Source organism: Paenibacillus planticolens (genome assembly GCF_013141725.1).
In the GTDB taxonomy this organism is placed as follows: Bacteria; Bacillota; Bacilli; order Paenibacillales; family NBRC-103111; genus Paenibacillus_E; species Paenibacillus_E planticolens.
In genome coordinates, this window is the sequence record NZ_WHNZ01000022.1 from 230,392 (window position 1) to 247,403 (window position 17,012).

General features: G+C 48.2%; 12 protein-coding genes. 5 read left to right on the forward strand and 7 right to left on the reverse strand.

From position 1 onward, the window contains the following. The first annotated feature begins 185 nt into the window (after nt 1-185). Entirely contained in the window at nt 186-4,133 is a 3,948-nt protein-coding gene (locus GC097_RS12150) for an alpha-L-fucosidase (protein ID WP_171683559.1), read from the forward strand. A gap of 72 nt (nt 4,134-4,205) precedes the next feature. Here the strand turns inward: GC097_RS12150 and GC097_RS12155 are convergent, their stop codons facing one another. After that, nucleotides 4,206-5,297 (reverse strand): threonine aldolase family protein, encoded by a 1,092-nt coding sequence (locus GC097_RS12155; protein ID WP_171683560.1) that lies wholly within the window; start codon nt 5,295-5,297, stop codon nt 4,206-4,208. Between the two features lie 99 nt (nt 5,298-5,396). Here GC097_RS12155 and GC097_RS12160 point away from each other — a divergent pair, with 99 nt between their 5' ends. Together GC097_RS12160 and GC097_RS12165 are read left to right on the forward strand one after the other, a co-directional pair. Next, the gene (locus tag GC097_RS12160; protein ID WP_171683561.1) at nt 5,397-5,693 is read left to right on the forward strand and encodes a Rieske (2Fe-2S) protein; all 297 of its coding nucleotides are present in this window, start codon (nt 5,397-5,399) and stop codon (nt 5,691-5,693) included. 75 nt (nt 5,694-5,768) lie between these two features. Then, nucleotides 5,769-7,106: an amino acid permease gene (locus tag GC097_RS12165; RefSeq protein WP_171683562.1), complete on the forward strand. Its 1,338-nt coding sequence runs from the start codon at nt 5,769-5,771 to the stop codon at nt 7,104-7,106. Nucleotides 7,107-7,108: 2 nt separating this feature from the next. Here GC097_RS12165 and GC097_RS12170 read toward each other — a convergent pair whose 3' ends face one another. After that, nucleotides 7,109-7,735, reverse strand: a complete 627-nt coding sequence (locus tag GC097_RS12170) for a LysE family transporter (protein WP_171683769.1) — start codon at nt 7,733-7,735, stop codon at nt 7,109-7,111. A 164-nt stretch (nt 7,736-7,899) separates the two neighbouring features. On the opposite strand from GC097_RS12170, the gene GC097_RS12175 reads away from it, so the two are divergent. After that, nucleotides 7,900-8,664: a MerR family transcriptional regulator gene (locus GC097_RS12175; RefSeq protein WP_171683563.1), complete on the forward strand. Its 765-nt coding sequence runs from the start codon at nt 7,900-7,902 to the stop codon at nt 8,662-8,664. Nucleotides 8,665-8,838: 174 nt separating this feature from the next. Here GC097_RS12175 and GC097_RS12180 read toward each other — a convergent pair whose 3' ends face one another. The 3 genes from GC097_RS12180 to GC097_RS12190 form a co-directional block, all read right to left on the reverse strand. Further along, the gene (locus tag GC097_RS12180; RefSeq protein WP_171683564.1) at nt 8,839-10,221 is read right to left on the reverse strand and encodes an MATE family efflux transporter; all 1,383 of its coding nucleotides are present in this window, start codon (nt 10,219-10,221) and stop codon (nt 8,839-8,841) included. Between the two features lie 137 nt (nt 10,222-10,358). Next, the gene (locus GC097_RS12185) at nt 10,359-11,378 is read right to left on the reverse strand and encodes a Gfo/Idh/MocA family protein (protein ID WP_171683565.1); all 1,020 of its coding nucleotides are present in this window, start codon (nt 11,376-11,378) and stop codon (nt 10,359-10,361) included. Nucleotides 11,379-11,381: 3 nt separating this feature from the next. Beyond that, nucleotides 11,382-12,224 (reverse strand): sugar phosphate isomerase/epimerase family protein, encoded by an 843-nt coding sequence (locus tag GC097_RS12190; RefSeq protein ID WP_171683566.1) that lies wholly within the window; start codon nt 12,222-12,224, stop codon nt 11,382-11,384. 154 nt (nt 12,225-12,378) lie between these two features. Here GC097_RS12190 and GC097_RS12195 point away from each other — a divergent pair, with 154 nt between their 5' ends. Next, nucleotides 12,379-13,284 carry an AraC family transcriptional regulator gene (locus GC097_RS12195; RefSeq protein WP_171683567.1) on the forward strand — a complete coding sequence of 302 codons (906 nt, stop codon included), beginning with the start codon at nt 12,379-12,381 and terminating at the stop codon, nt 13,282-13,284. Between the two features lie 682 nt (nt 13,285-13,966). Here GC097_RS12195 and GC097_RS12200 read toward each other — a convergent pair. Continuing rightward, the gene (locus GC097_RS12200; protein WP_171683568.1) at nt 13,967-15,676 is read right to left on the reverse strand and encodes a hypothetical protein; all 1,710 of its coding nucleotides are present in this window, start codon (nt 15,674-15,676) and stop codon (nt 13,967-13,969) included. 36 nt (nt 15,677-15,712) lie between these two features. Beyond that, nucleotides 15,713-17,011: an efflux RND transporter periplasmic adaptor subunit gene (locus GC097_RS12205; protein ID WP_171683569.1), complete on the reverse strand. Its 1,299-nt coding sequence runs from the start codon at nt 17,009-17,011 to the stop codon at nt 15,713-15,715. Nucleotide 17,012 lies beyond the last annotated feature (1 nt).

Genomic DNA, 17,012 nt, shown 5'->3' on the forward strand with positions numbered 1-17,012 from the left:
AATTTTAAGACCTGTAAATATTCAACTAATATAATAAAATTTTCTATATTTTAAATAATGTATACAATATATATTTATTTGTAAGCAGCAAGGAGGAGGTAATAAGATGAGTCTAATTCTTTGTTAAGCAGCTATTATGGAAGCGCTTTAAATCGTGAAAAATCGATCTTTAGGAGGCTATCAAGTTGTTATTGAAACGAATAAAGAAAACAGCTGCCATACTAGTTGCAGCTGTTCTGATGTCCGGCATTACGCTGAACGTAATGGCTTCTGAGCATGTACCTGCTGAGCCGCTATCGCAAAGTAACGTCGCCCCTTCCCCTGTGCAAATTATTCATGCGCAAACTTATAATGATAAATCCGGCAATATTATCACCGAAAAAAATCTTGCCCCTGACGGCGAAAGCATACGTTCCAATGGGATCGGGAACTGGGTCAAGTATAGTTCTGTCGATTTTGGCAATGGATCTTTTGACTACATGATGGCGGTGCTGTCGTCCTCTGGCGGAAAATCCGTTGACATTAGAATCGACTCGCCAAATGGAAAGCTGATTGGAACTTTGAATCTCTCCGCCACCGGAGGCGTTTATAAGGAACAATATGCGTCGATCTCCCCTGTTTTCGAGAAGCATGATGTGTATCTGGTATTTTCCGATTCAGCCGATGTCAGCATAAGCTGGTTTGTATTTGGCAAAAATCCCGATAAGGAAACGGAAGCTGGTAAAACCGAAAGGATGAAATGGTTTCAAGACGCCCGCTTCGGCCAGTTCATTCATTGGGGGGCTTACTCGGTCCTTGCAGGAACGTACAATGGCGTTCGCACAAGCGGGGACTCCGAATGGATTATGAGCAATATGCGTATTCCGAAGGACGATTACTTGGCGCAGGCCGTTCAACCTTTGAACCCCACCCAGTATAACGCAAAAGATTGGGTCGACCTTATGAAGAAAGCTGGGCAGCAATATGTTGTCATTACATCCAAGCATCATGACGGATTCAGCATGTTCGATACGCAAGTCAATCATTTCAAAGATTGGAGCATTGTGAATACGAGCGCTTATGGTAAGGATCCGATGCTTGAACTGTCCAAGGAAGCCAAAAAGCAAGGAATCAAATTCGGTTTCTACTACTCCATTATGGACTGGTCCCATCCCTCCCAAGATAACACAGGCCAATTCTCTAATAATATGAAGCCGGGAATGAAGGACCAATACGTCTCAGAGATGAAAGCCCAACTACGCGAATTAATTGAAAAATATGACCCGGCTCTCTTATGGTTTGACGGGGAATGGAACAGTTGGTGGACCAAACAGGACGGCAGAGACTTGTATAAATATCTCCGGACGATCAAAAACGATCTGGTTATTAACAACAGAGTCGGGAAAAAAGAGGAAGACGACGGCGATTACGGCACACCGGAGCGGACTATCCCGGCCAACGGTTTGCCCTATCCATGGGAAACATGCCAAACCATCGCTGATTCTTGGGGCTACAGATCGTGGGACAGCTATAAATCGGCCAAAACCTTGGTCACCGAGCTGGTCAGCACTTCATCCAAAGGCGGTAACTATTTATTGAATATCGGCCCGATGGCGAATGGACTGATCCCGGATCAAAGCATCGACCGGTTGACCGCAGTAGGCAAATGGCTAGATGCCTTCGGCGAGAGCATTTATGGCACAAAACCGAATGTATTCTCGTCTAAGCCTTCGTGGGGGTACGTCACGACAAAGCCAGGCAAAGTGTATCTGCATGTGATGGATTGGCCGACAAACGGAAAGCTGGAAGTTCCTAAGCTGGCGAACAGAATCAACCATGTAAATCTCTTGAATAAACCGGATGGATCTTTATCCTATACGATGAAAGCCGACGATCTCGAAATATCCGTTCCGACCAGCGCTCCCAATGACATTGACTCCGTCATTGTGATCGATGTGGCCGGAGATCCGCAAGGTTTCCCCTCTCCTTTCGCTTCCCTGCCGGACCTTGCGCTAAACAAAACCGCAAGCGCTAACGTGCAATACAGTTCCTCCTACAGCGCTGCGAAAGCAGTCGACGGGGATCCCGGCACTAGATGGGCAGCGCCCGATGCGATCAGACCGGATGGCTGGTGGCTGGAAGTTAACTTTGGCAGCCAGACAACCTTTAACAGTTTGATGATTGATGAATGGTTCGATGACGACGATCATATGCCCCGGATAACGAACTACAAAATTCAGTATGACGACGGCGGACAATGGAAGGACGCCTATACGGGCACGACGATTGGCGCAGGCAAGATGATTATGCTCGATCAACCGGTTACCTCGTCCAAAGTAAGGCTCTACATTCTTTCGGTACGGACACAGCCTGTCCGCGGTCCGACCATCAACGATCTCAAAGTGTATAACTATCAAGGTGCTTCGCCTGACCTAGCTCTAAACAAACCGGCCAGCGCCAACACGCAATGGAGCTCCTCCTACAGCGCGGCCAAAGCCGTAGACGGGGATCCCGGCACCAGATGGGCGACGCCCGATGAGAACAGACCGGATGGATGGTGGCTGGAAGTTAATTTGGGCAGCCAGACAACCTTTAATAGTTTGCTGATTGATGAATGGTACGATGACGATGCCCATGTGCCCCGGGTAACGAGCTACAAAATTCAGTATGATGACGGCGGGCAATGGAAGGACGCCTATACGGGGACAACGATTGGATCGGGCAAAGTAATCACGCTCGAACAACCGGTTACTTCTTCTAAAGTAAGGCTACACATTCTTACGGTACGGACCGAGCCCCTCCACGGTCCAACCATCAACGATTTCAAAGTATTTAACTATCAAGCATCATCGATCAAGCCGGTTATTACAATCCTTGGAGATAAAACCGTGAAAATTGTGGCCGGAGACACGTATACGGATGCGGGAGCAACAGCGATCGATTACAAGTACGGGGATATTTCAGATCAGCTCAGTGTAAATCCTGCCGCACTCGACACAAGCAATCCGGGCATTTACACGGTAACTTACAACGTTAAAAACGAAGAGGGTACAAGCGCACTGGAAGCTTCAAGAAAGGTTATCGTAGCTCCCAAAGCCGTTACGATTACAAGTGGATCGGGAACCATTACTGTGCGTAATGCGATGGATACAGCCCGATTAAAGCTATATAATCGATCGAATCAAGTTGTGGATGAACATGATGCTTCCCAATCCCTTCAATTCACATCGGTGCCGGCGGCAGCTGGGTATTATGTCACTCAAACGGTTAATGGCATTGAGAGCAGTCCGTCGAATATCGTTCAAGTTGGAGATTCGCAATCTGTGGGAGCGACTTTAACCGGACCCGCTAGTGTCATATCCGGTCAACCGTTGTCTCTGACTTTCGGATTGAGCAGCGTATCCGAAGCGATCTACGCTGAAGATGTAACGTTCACCTATGATCCGTTGAAGGCGGACTTTGTATCTGTCGAAACGTTGCATGAAGGACTTCAAATCATCGATAAAAAGGCAGGGGACGGCCAAATCCGGATTTTGGCGGCGAGTTTAGGAGGAGCTCATGCGGTGAGCGGAGACGGGGATTTGCTGAAGTTGAATTTCTTAACCAAACCGGTTAGCGAGAAGGCATCGGCAGAAACCTCATTCGCCTTAACCAAGGCAGTCATCGCAGCCAGTGACGGAAAGGAGACGGAGCTGCAAGCCATTACGCACAACGTCACAATCACTCATGTAGATAAATCTGCATTAGTAGACTTGATTGCGAGCGCTCAAAGAACACATGATGCGGCGACAGAAGGCGGCTCGACCGGACAATATCCGGCAGGATCGAAAGCTAAACTCCAAGAGGCGATCAACCAAGCTCAGACCGTAGCCAATAATACGGCAGCCACAGAGCAGCAGGTGCAGCAAGCGGCTGGCGATTTGAATGCGGCCTTGCAGTCATTCCTGAATTCGGTTGTTACCACAAAACCGGGCGATTTGAACGGTAATGGAACAGTTTCCATCGGAGACTTGGCTATGTTGGCCAAGGAGTACGGAAAAGACTCCACCGATCCGGACTGGGAACGAATCAAGCACATGGATTTCAATGGCGACGGCAAAATTGACATTGCTGATCTTGCACTTTTGGCTAGGATGATTCTGGAAGACGTATAACGGCCTTATATTTATGTACCCGCCATGCAACCCATGCATGGCGGGTTTTTCTGTATTCGCTCCGTTTGGGAACTACCTGACGCTTAACTTGCTATCCATCCATTCAAAAGCTTTCCTAAGCTCATCCTTCGGAACATGCGCATACCGGTCACCGATCGAAACCTCATAACAGCAGGATGTCTCATTGATCTCCCTGACATAATGAGTAAAGCCTACTCCCGTCGCCTCATACAGGTTGACTAGCAGGGATTCCAGCTTCTCTTTTGGCATATTCACATGGACATGGAACATGTTCGTTACAGGCTCAAGCGGTTTCGTTGCAACGTCGGGGAGCTGATTGTACAAGGCGGCAAGCTCTTTCGCTTCCTCATAGTACTGCTCCATTTTGTGCAGCCGCTGTTTGAAATAATAGCTGGCGCTAAGAATATACGGATACAGGCTGATTAAATCGCCGCCGTGACGCCTTTTCCATACCTTCGAAGTTTTCGTAAATGTCTCGTCTCCTGCAAGAATGGCCCCTGCAATGCCGCCGATTCCCTTATAGAACGAAATATACACACTATCAAACAGCTCGCAAATTTCGCGGGCGGACTTCTGATAATAAGGCAGAATCTCATACAGCCTAGCGCCGTCCAAATGCAGCTTAATGCCATGACTGCGGCAAAAGGCAGAAATCTCTGTCAGCTCTGCATAATCCGGGAGCTGTCCGCCGATTTCCCGCTGCGGCAATTCCAGCAGCAAACACGCAATTTCGTCTTTCATTTGAAGCACATCTTCCAGACGGATCAGCCGATCTTTGTCACCGAGCAAGACAGGCTCGATATGGTGAAGTTCCTTTAATCCGTCTTCCTCATGGATTTCCAGATGACTCAAAGGATGGTACGCGACTTTCTTCACGCCTTGATGATCGCACCAAATTCTTAGAGCAATTTGCTGGGCCATTGTTCCGCTAGGGAAGAATACGGCCGATTCCTTGCCAAGATACGCAGCCATTTCCGCTTGGAAATCCTCAATTAACTTTCCGTTGCCATACATGTCACTTTCCATATTTCCATCGATATCCTGTAATGCTTCTAGCAATACTTGAATATTTCTTTTGCCATGTCCGCCCAATGGGTACTTGGTTTGATGAAATGCTGTTAGTAATGGATTGATTTTAGTCATTTGTATCGTACTCCTTTGTTTGTCATGACTCCTACTTGGTCTCAGATCAGCAATTGGATTATAATCGAGCTAACGCTATTTCGAAAAGGAGATTCAATTATGAAGGAAGTCCTCATCGGTTCCAAAGATCAATTTACAACTTTTCCCGTGGAGGTGCAGCTTGAACGCGATCTGTATTTCTTGATGCATGTCGACGATAACCAATACAACTTGTATGGAAGTATTTGCCCCCATGGCGGCTATACCGTGGACCTCATCGACGGAGAGCTGGAGTGCCCCTTGCACGGGTGGACCTTTGAAGTGCATACCGGACGTTGCCATAACGTGCCTAGCGCCAGACTCGCCACTTATAACGTCATTCTTCGAGACAACATGCTGTTCGCTCAGATGGCATGACCTCACGTATATTTTACCAGTGGTCAAGCTATAATAACAGCTGTTGTTATCAATTGAACGGCTGTAGGAGGCTTAATGTCCGACAAAGTGGCTAGAAGCAAGTCCAGAGGGATGAAGTGGTGGCAGCTGAGCCTGCTCGGAGCCGCCTGCACGATTGGGACCGGTTACTTTCTAGGCGCCGGCATTGGCATTCAAATGGGCGGCACGTCGATCATTTTCATGTTTATGCTTGCAGCCTTCGGCACTTATCTTGTCTTCGACGTTCTGGCCCGGATGACGGAAGCCGATCCTGAACAAGGCTCGTTTCAAACCTATGCGGCCAAAGCCTTCGGGCGCTGGGCAGGCTTCAGCAGCGGCTGGGTGTACTGGTGCTCTGAGCTTTTAATTATGGGAAGCCAATTAACCGCTTTATCTTTTTTCACCCGCTATTGGTATCCCGGGGTACCGATGTGGGTCTTTGCGTCTGCCTACGCCCTCTTAGGTCTAGGCGTTATTCTGCTCGGGACGCGTGTTTTTGAACGCGCCGAGCATATTTTTGCCATTATCAAAGTATCTGCCATCGTCATGTTTGTGATCATCGCGGGTGCCGCCCTCTTTGGTTTCATTACCGGCACCTTTCCGCCGAAGCTCCCAACCTCAAAAGAAGCCTTGTTGCCTAAGGGGCTGCTCGGGGTTTGGTCTTCCTTCATCTATGCCTTCTACGCGTTCGGCGGCATTGAAATCATGGGCCTAATGGCTGCCAGACTTAAGCGGCCCGAAGAGGCCCCGAAGGCCGGAAACATGATGATCCTTCTATTAACGATCATTTATATCGCCTCATTAGCACTTGTCCTGGCCTTGGTCCCTCTCGATGCGCTGCAGGGCAAAGAAAGCCCTTTTCAAACGGCATTAAACGCGTACCAGCTCCCCTTTATTCCCCATGTATTTAACGCGATCTTAATCATTGCCGGGTTTTCGACGATGGTCGCCTCGCTTTTTGCTGTTACAACGATCCTTGTCACGTTAGCGCAAGATCGCAATGCTCCCGCGATATTCGCGAAACGATCCAGCGGCAAACACAAAATACCGTTCCCAGCCGTTGGTTTCACAACCGGAGGGATAACGGCAGCGGTGCTGATGGCTCTTTTGCTCCCTGAAGAACTGTACGCCTATATCACAACGGCGGCAGGCATAATGCTGCTGCTGAATTGGCTATTCATCCTACTTTCATCAGGGCGTTTATTGCGCTTATCGGCTTGGGGGAAGATCAAAAGATACACAGGCATGCTCCTCATCCTTACCGCTATTACAGGTACCGTCTTTCATTCAACAAGCAGGCCGGGTTTCTGGATTTGTCTCGTGTTTATCGTAATAATTGGTCTCATAACGGTTGGAATGAGTTTCACATCCAACAATCGTAAAGGGGCTGTTTAGCGTTAAGCAAAAAGTGCCTGGAAAGCTTTTAATCCGAAATGCAGACCAAAGCCGATCAAGGATAAACCTGAGACGATCGAAATCGCCGAAAGCCCGCGAGGCGCAAGAAATTTGCGAAATCCACTGGCTAAAGAAGCCATGACAAGATCCCAAAGTATGATCCCGACGAACATAATCCCCGTATACAACAGCACGTGGTTTCTATCATACTTAGCAACAGTTTCCGCTAATACGGACCCATAGATTCCTAACCAAAAAAGGATAGATAAGGGAGAGCTGATCGCCATTATGAATCCTGTGAAAAAAGATCTGGTCAGCGACTCTTCCGAGCTATGACTTGCATCTTTCAATTTACCGGCACCAATTAAGCTTTCGATCCCTGAATAGAGTAGAATAAAACAACCAAATAACCACAGAAACGTCTTCATAAACGGTGTCGTTAAAAAATGGACAAGGCCAAAATAAATGAGGATAATCAAAATCACGTCAGCGAACATTCCCCCTACGCCCACCATCCAAGCATGGGTAAAACCGCGCTTTATGCCTCTGTCCAGCATCGCCGCATTAATGGGACCAATTGGCGCGGAAAGCGATAATCCCAGCAGTAAGAAACTTAGCATGATATACATCTCATTCACCCATTCGTCGGTTAGACATACAAGCCTATCTTCTCGTAATATCCTATTCTTCGGGCAGGGCTTGTATAACTTTGAGCCTCGTTTCAGCTGTAAAAAAAGTGTTTGACATTCACGCTGCGTAAAGCTGTACAGTTACATTGTCAGGAGGTGAACAGATGGAATACACCGTGCAAAGCTTGGGCAAGTTGGCAGGCGTAAGTACCCGAACGCTTCGCTATTACGATGAAATTGAACTGCTTAAGCCGGCAAGAATCAATTCATCGGGATATCGCATCTATGGTCAGGCGGAGGTTGACAGGCTTCAACTCATTCTTTTTTACAGAGAACTGGGTGTGAATCTGGATCGAATCAAAGAACTGATTAACGCCCCTGCCTTCCATGCAGCCGATGCTTTGAAAGAACACCGTGAACAGCTCCTCGACAAAAGAGCCCAGCTTGATATGTTGATTGCCAATGTCGAGAAAACGATTGCTTCACAAGAAGGGAGAATATCCATGACCGATAAAGAGAAATTCGAAGGCTTCAAACAACAGCTTATTGATGAGAACGAGAAGAAATACGGGGAAGAAATTCGGGAAAAGTATGGCGACGATGCTGTTAATTCCTCCAATCAAAAAGTGAAGAACATGACACAAGAAGAGCATGAAGAGGTTGCGCGCCTGGCGAATGAAGTGGCCGCTTCCTTATCTGAGGCTTATCAAACAGGCGATCCGGCAGGCGAGGAAGCGCAAAGAGCAGCTCATCTGCATAGACAATGGCTGTCCTGCTACTGGAGTCATTACAGCAAGGAAGCTCATGCCGGTCTAGCCCAAATGTATGTCGATGACGAGCGGTTTAAAGCTTACTATGATCATAAACAACCTGGAACTGCACAATTTCTGAGAGATGCCATACACATTTATACAGGTTATAAGAAGTAAAAGCGTTGTGAGCGGGACACTAGCAGTTTTTCTACTCTATGATTCAAACATCCAATTTTTTAGAAGATTCCTGCATAGAATAGTATTGTACCAACAGCCAACAACCACCAGCCATGTGTATCATCCTCCAACCCCCAAAAAAGCACAGAGCCCTCAGGGCCCTGTGCTTTTCGGTTAAGACTCTGCTGCGACGCCGACGCCAATGGGTTTGACCAGCGCCTTGCTCTCCCAAACGCGGCTTCTCCAACGCAGATACATGATCAATCCCCGCAGCCACTCGTCGACAGCAAAAGCAATCCATACGCCGAGCAATCCCATTTTCATATGAATGCCGAGCCAGTACGCAAGCGGCACCGCTACGCCCCACATGGATAGAACCCCCATGGCAACAGGAAATTTCGCATCGCCCGCAGCGCGGAGAGAATTAATAACGACGAGATTAAACGTCCGCCCAGGTTCCAGAATGACGCTTAACAACAAAATCCCTGAACCCATTGCGATAATTTCCGGATTATCCGTGAACAACCCAAGCAGTTCTTTGCGGAACATAGAAGCGATGCCTACAACCACAAAGGTCAGTAAGAAAGTAATCCGCAGACTCCGGATTAACTTATGGTACGCTGCCTTAAATTCACCGGCGCCAACCATATGGCCTACGATGATTTCCGTACCCATGCCGATCGCCATGCCAAGCGCCATAAAGTAATTCGTAACATTCATGACATACACGTGAGTGCTTAGCGCAACCTGACCGATGATATTAACGAAGCTCACGATCATTAAATATTGAGACTGCCAAGACAGATGCTCGCCGGCCGAAGGGAGCCCGATGCTCAAAATTTGCTTCACGATCCGTTTATCGAAATTCAAGTAATCTTTGAAGCGAATCGGAAACGGAATCCGGCGGTATAAGATCACAAAAAGTACGATAAGTCCAAGTAAACGACTGATGACCGTCGAAACTGCAGCACCTGTCACACCCCATTCTGGAAAACCAAGGTTCCCGAAAATGAGCAGGCTGTTACCTGCTACGTGGATCAGGTTCACCCCAAGCGTCACATACATCACATCTCGGGTTTGACCGTTCGAACGTAGTACGGAAGAAACGGCATACGACAGCGCTTCAATCCAAATAAAAGCACTGATCAGGTTGAGATACTTTTTGGCAATCGCAATCTGCTCTGGCGCCAAATTCATAAGCTGCATGATCGATTCGCCAAAAACGACTAAGACGATACTGACCGCGATACCAAATATGAGATTAATGGTAATGGCGAGTGCGGAAATACGGCTGGCTTCCTTGGCTCTGCCTGCGCCTAAATTTTGGGCGACCGCTACACTCGTTCCGATGCCGACGAAGCCGAACATCAGGATGCAGAAGACGATGATTTCATTCGCTAACCCGACCGCTCCGGTTACTTCATCTGAGATCCGACTGAGCATGAACACATCCGCAGTACCGAGCATCATCCGCAGAACGGAATCAATGAAGATCGGCCACGTGACGGCGAATAGACTAAGCTTTTTCCAAGTTGCTGTTGATTGGGTGTCTATCATTTCGGTATGCTCCTCAATTTCAAATGCTATTAGTTTAGGATACGTAAGCGATTTCAGTCAAATGTTACTATAACCCAATAAAAAACCTTGGCCATCTCTCTTCCGAGGATGTCCAAGGTTTACTTATGATTGATCAGTTATTTGACACGAACCCATGCTCCGCGATTGTCTGCCGACTCAATTTCGGCTTCCGCAATGACGATGCTGTCCATCGTGCTGAACGGGGTAGCCGTCGCAATGGTTTGTCCCGAAATTAACGTTTCAACGAAATATTTGAGCTCTTGGTAGTAGCCCATTTCCGCCGAAAGCTCAGGACTGAAGCCAGGTCCGTCGTTCACGTTCACTTTCAGGCCGTCCGCTGTGAAAACGATATTCCCTTTTTCAAAGTTTACCCGGAACTGCATATCAAAGCCGTAGTCTCCTTGCAGCGTCCAATCCGCCTGCGCGTTAATCACCTTGCCATCTTCGTACAAATAGTTCGTGGAAACAAGGTCATACCCGCTGCCTGGGACAACGTTGCGAGCTAAGCTGGAAACCGATTCCGGCTTACCGAACAACCAGTTGATCATATCGATGTCATGAACGTGCATGTCGAGAAGAGCCCCGCCGCTCTTCGCATTTTGCAGCAGCCATGGTCCCCAAGTCGGTGTGCCGCCGCCGCGGTAGAAATACCCGGCCAGCACTTTGCCATACGTTTCGTTTTGAACGGCTTCTTTCAAGTACTCATAGGCCGGCCAGAAGCGCAGACATTGCCCGATCATCAGCTGTTTGCCGTTCTTTTCAGCCGCTTCAATCATTTCCTTACACTCACCGGCATTCAGCGCCATTGGCTTCTCGCACAAAACATGAAGACCATGATTCAAGCATTGAATGGAAATGTCTCTGTGCAAAAACGTAGGCAGCGTCATGTCCACACAGTCCAGCTCTTCTTTTTCAAGCATCTCGGCAACACTGGTATACTTATTGTAAACGCTGAAGTCGATGCCGGATGATCCCGTATCAATGTTACCGCCGGATGCTTGACCTTCCAGCTTGGCGATATCAACATCGCACAAAGCGACAACTTTGATAGGAACGCCTTCCGCCTCAAGACGAATGTAATTTTCCAGATGCGTTCTTCCCATAAAACCTAGTCCGATTAATCCGATTTTCAACATGGCTTATTTCCTCCCCAAAATTGCGTCCATAGCACCTGATGTATTGTAAATGATTTGCTGACCGTGGTGCGTATAGCCAGGAATCATCTCAGCGATCACATAGTCTTCATATCCGATAGCTGCAAGAGCTTTCACAACTTCCGGGTAATTCACATCGCCGGCCAGCAGATCCACGAAACCGTGCAAGCCTCCCGCCGCGCGGCGGTAATCTTTGAAATGCACTTTTTTGATACGGCTGTTCAAAATGGAAATCCAATGCTCCGGGTAACCGGAATATAACACATTCCCGACGTCGAAGTAGGAACCGACATACGGAGAATTGATTTTATCGATAAAGTCTCTCAGCTCCAGCGGCGAGAGCAAAAACTTGTTCCAAACGTTCTCAATGCCGATGGACACTTTCAACGATTGCGCAGTTTCCGAAAGCTCTCGAATGCCTTCCAGAGCGTACTCGTACGCTTGATCGTAAGGGACTACTTCGGAGTCAGGGATGAAATCTACCCCAACGGCGCCAGGCACAACCAGAATCGTATCTACGCCCAAAATCGCTGCGCTTTCCAGCTGCTTTTTGACGATGTCTTTCGCTTTTTGACGCGTACCGGCATGTCCGCTTGTTAAGGAGTATGTCCAGTACAGACCACTGGCCAAGCTGGTTAGCTCAATGCCTTTGTCATCCGCAAGCTGGCGGTACTGCTTGATTTCGCTTTCATTGCTTTCCAGGCTGAGTTCCCCTGTTTCGTTCAACGCCAGCTCAATGCCGTCGAATCCTGCGTCTTTCGCTACTGCTATACATTGCTCCACGTTCATGGAGCCTGGGAATGACCAAATATTGATCCCTTTTTTCATCGTTATCTCCTCCGTCTCTTGCCTTTATTATAAAAGAGGCGAGGCGGATTAGATTTATCCAAAAAGCCGATTTATTTGCACTTTTACAAAACCGAGTATGGTAAAATAAGTCTGGGTCCAATCACCGATAAGCCCCTGAGAAAGGACGGACAGCATGGAATTCCCGCGCATACAACTTCAAGAATCAATAACCATTCAAAATCTCATTTCCTTTCACTATTTCGAGTATGCCAAAGGATATGTATTTGACGGCGAGCAGCACGACTTTTGGGAAATTCTCTATGTTGACAAAGGAGAGGTCGAGGTTCGGGCCGACGATCAAATCCACACACTGCAGCAAGGGCATATGATTTTTCATAAACCCGAGGAGTTCCATACCGTCAGCGTAAAGCACGAGCATAAGCCGCCTAATCTTATCGTCATTTCTTTCGAATGTGCCTCAGAAGCGATGACTTCTTTTGAAAATAAAATTGTCCCCCTAGGAGATCGGGAAAGGAATATGTTATCCCTCATCATCCAAGAAGGGTTTCAGGCATTTCTGCCGCCTTTTGACCGACCTACCGTACATATTCTGGAGCGGAATCCGGAGGCACCTTTTGCCAGCGAGCAAATGATCAAATCCTATTTGGAAGCCCTGCTGATCACACTGATTCGCAATCAAAAGCAAGGCTCCTCATCCATAGATGCCTCACTCAAATATAAGCAATCCTCCCTGCAAAAGGAAAAAGCCGAGCAGCGCATCGTTCAGCAGATTATCGCCTATTTGCAAGACAATCTCTCGCAATCTTTTACGCAGGATCAGTTATGCCAAACATTTCACTTAGGCAAAAGCCGGTTGAAGGAGCTTTTTCACACACAGATGCAAACCGGCGTCCTGGAAGCTTTCAAAGCCATGAAAATTGAACAAGCTAAAACGTATATCAGGGAAGGCCGGTACAATTTCACTGAAATTGCGGCCATGTTGGGATATGCGAGCATCCATTACTTTTCCAGGGATTTTAAAAAAACCGTGGGCATGTCTCCTTCCGATTATGCCAAATCCGTTAAGGCGCGTGTGTGACGATGCGCGCAGCCTGATCTGGAGCCTGCCTGCAACCAGCAAGCAGGCTTCGGACCGGCCTATCTTGAGATTCGCCAGAGAGAGGGGGAACTACGTTCCCTTATTAAGGCCGAAAGCACAATTTCGGGCGCCCGTGGGGAACTACAGGGTCTTAATTCACCCTCGTGATGTAAACAACTGCTCCGAATGGTGAAATAGCGGACCCTAGTTCCCTTTCCCCTGCCTAAAGGGCTGTTTCAGACGAAATAGCGCCCTGTAGTTCCCCCTATCTCCCTCCCCTCCCAAATCCATCCCCTTTTGTCCTCTGTCTCAACACGCTTCGGACACAGCGGCCGTTATCATCGCGAAAAGCGTTGTGTCCCTCTGCTGACGGACACCAGAGCCCTTATTTGCCGATATCGGGACGAAATCATTCCCCAAGTAAACAAGCAGCAGCGCTGATGTCCGTTACATGTTCGAAGATGTCCTTTTCCATCGAATAAGAGCATCTCTGTCCGTTAGCAAGGACAAAGACTGCGCTAACTCCATTACGTCTGCTCGACCGGCTGAGCAATCAGCCTTCCAAAGCTTTTTATCGCAGGAACAAGATATACATGAACGCCACTTTCAACGGTTCCCCTTTATAATAAAAAAGCTGTCCCTCAAGTAAAAAATCTACTTGAGAGACAGCTCTCCTCAACACTTATTTTATCACTTTCAATAAACGTTTTGCCGTGCCGTTTGCCGTCTCAATCGTTTCATACACATTCACTGTGAATGGATAGTTGTATTGATCGGTTGTAATGTTCGTTGCATCGATCATTTGAACGCCGGTGATCAGTTTATTTGCGCCTGTAAACGTTGCATCCTTAGCACCGAGGACACGTCCCTCGCTATCAACGATCTCGAATCTCAATTTGGAGAAGTTATTGTCGACAACGACATTCTCTTGTTGTTTGATTTCCAGATCCAGACGAACCTTATACGTGTACATCAATTGAGCCGTTGTTTGCGTGTTGACAGCCACATCTTTAATTTTCAGATCGAACGGATACAAGGAAATGCTTGAATCCGATTCCTGCTGCAGGTCCGTTTGCAACGCTGCGATCGTCGTCGTGAACGGCGCGGCAGCCGCAGAATCAAGCAGCTTCAAGGAGAAGTTCGTGCTCTCTTCCGATTGCGGAACAATGTAGGAGTAGCTCACAACGTAGCTTAGTCCCGGATTCAGCATCGCCGTCACATTCGCTTGGCGCGAACCTTGGTACGTAACGCCCTGCCCATTCACCAATTCAGATAGGAAAGCTGGCGTCGCTGTAGGCGTCGTGCTGGTGTTCGTTAATTTGAACTTCGCCACCGCCGTTTTGTAGCCTTCACCCGGATTCTCATGAAGATGGAGTTCCATTAAGGAAACTTCCGTTGATTTGTCGACCACTTTGGTCAAAGCGTCAAACGCGATCGGTTGACCGATGGTGTACGGAACCGCAACTGAGGTCCCCTGATCTTTCGGCCATGCCATAGCCAGTTTGCCTGTCGCTAATGTCTCCGCTTGGCCTCCGCCCTTAGGAACAAATGTATCCGTGGACAAAACAAGCAGGTTGGTTAGAGTCACACCGTTTTCAACAGGGATGGCAAAGTGAATATATTTTTTCTCACCGGCTTCCAAGGTGACCGGCTCCGCTTCCGAGCGTTTTCCTTCATAGCTCTTCGTCTCCGATTGAGCATCCAATCGGAAAGCAGGAACCGTTTCGCGGCCTCCGCCAGGGTTGCTGGCCAGGACCGTAACTACGGCTACGCGGCCTGCGGCCGTATTTTGCATGGAAGCTTCAACCGCCGAATAGGTAAGTCCGGAATTCACGCCGGGAATCGAAAACGATTGCCCCCATGCCAGATTGTCAAGGTTTTGAGTAGCGGCGCTGCCCGTACCTCCGTACCATACGGATTTGGTCGGCATAGCCAGCAAGGTCGTTTCAAGCTTCGGATAAGAATACACATCGACGTTAACGAACGAAAGCTGATCGATCGTACCAATTTCCTTCGTATCGACGGAAGTCATATAAACAAGCTCGCTAATCTCTTTAGGCTGAAGCGACTCTTTATTCGTTCCGCTTGGTTTCAACGTATAGGAAACGCCGCTGGAAGTTTGTACGCGAAGCTCGTGCTCAGGCACCCGGTTCTGTGTAACGCCTCCGTTGTACAATCGCACTGTAACGGAAAGCTGTGAGCCGGACGCGGTTGGCGTCACGGCTGCACTTTTCACGGCTGCACGAATGTCACTTGTCAATCCATAATTGACAGTAGGAGCGGCAACAGGGGCTGGATCGGAATCGGCAGCCCACACGGCGGTGCCTCCCTGCACGATTAATGCGCCTAGCATAATCGCGGTCAGACTGGATTTCCATGGTCTTTTTTTCATGTACATACACTCCTCATTGTGTAATTTCGCTGATGTCTATTTCGCTGCTGGTGTCGTAGTTGCCGCTGGAGAAGCGCTGGCGCTTTCTACCTTCTGGCCGTCTTTCAAAGTGTTCTGTCCGGTAATCACTAGTTTGTCGCCATCTTTTACGCCGTCAAGTACTTCTTGATACTCACCGTTAATACGTCCAAGCTTCACTTTACGCTTCACATATTGATCGCCTTGCTCCACGAATACGAAGGTGTCGGAATCTTCACGAATCACGCTAAGCGTTGGGATGGCTACAACTTGCTCTTCGGTTTCCGTTGTAAGCTGCACCATGAACCGGGTGCCGGGCTGCAGCTGATGATCGCTGTTCGGAACTTCCAGTTCCAGCGTGTACGTTTTTGTCGCAGCGCTCATGATCGGCGCTAAGTAGCTAATCTTTGCTGTTCCTTTTTTGTCCGGTGTATCCGGATTATAGTAAACGAGCTCTTGCTTGCCTTTGACGAGTTGATAGTTCGTTTCTGTAAGCTCCGTTTTAATTTTGATCGGATCAATTTGTTGGACTTGACCGACTTTCCCTGCCGCGGTAGCAACTGTTTGCCCAACGACAACGTTGAAATCGGTAAGTACGCCGCTGCCTGGCGCTTTAACTTGATAGTTCTCTAAGGAACGAGTCGCATCGTCTAACGATAAGCCCGCTGATTCCGCCTGCGTTTGCGCCGCAGAGATCGAATCCGAATTATCAAATGCCGCCAGCTTGCTCTGTGCCGCATCCAAGCTCATTTGCGCGTTATCTAAGGCTTGTTTCATTTGATCCACTTGGTGCTGAACTGCGGTGCCGGCATCATAATCGTTGCGGGTTTTGTTATAATCCTGCTTCGCATTCGTTAGAGCTGTTTGCGACCGAGTAACATTATCAACCAAATCCTTGCGGTTGTTCACTTTGTTATCGCGTGCTTGCTGCAAAGATTCCTGAGCGCTTTTCAAGGCTAGCTCACTTTTCCGTTTCGCGGACACTGCGTCTTTATTATCGATAACGAAAAGGACTTCACCTTTCTCTACGTACTCTCCGCGTTTTTTCAACACTTCAAGCACTTCACCGTTCGCTTTGGACACAACATCAAGTGTCGTTCCTGCTGCGACATCGGCCACCTGTTCGATGGGATTGCTGATTTTTTGCTTTTTAACAACCTCTGTTTTAACCGCTCTTGGCGCAAGCTGAACCGTCGCGGCACCCTTGGCTCCCGGAGCGGAACAAGCGGACGCTAAGACCGCTGCTGCGGTCAATAGCGCAATCACGCTCATCGAGCGATATCTAAATTTACGTTTTCGCGAACTGTCGTTAATCATC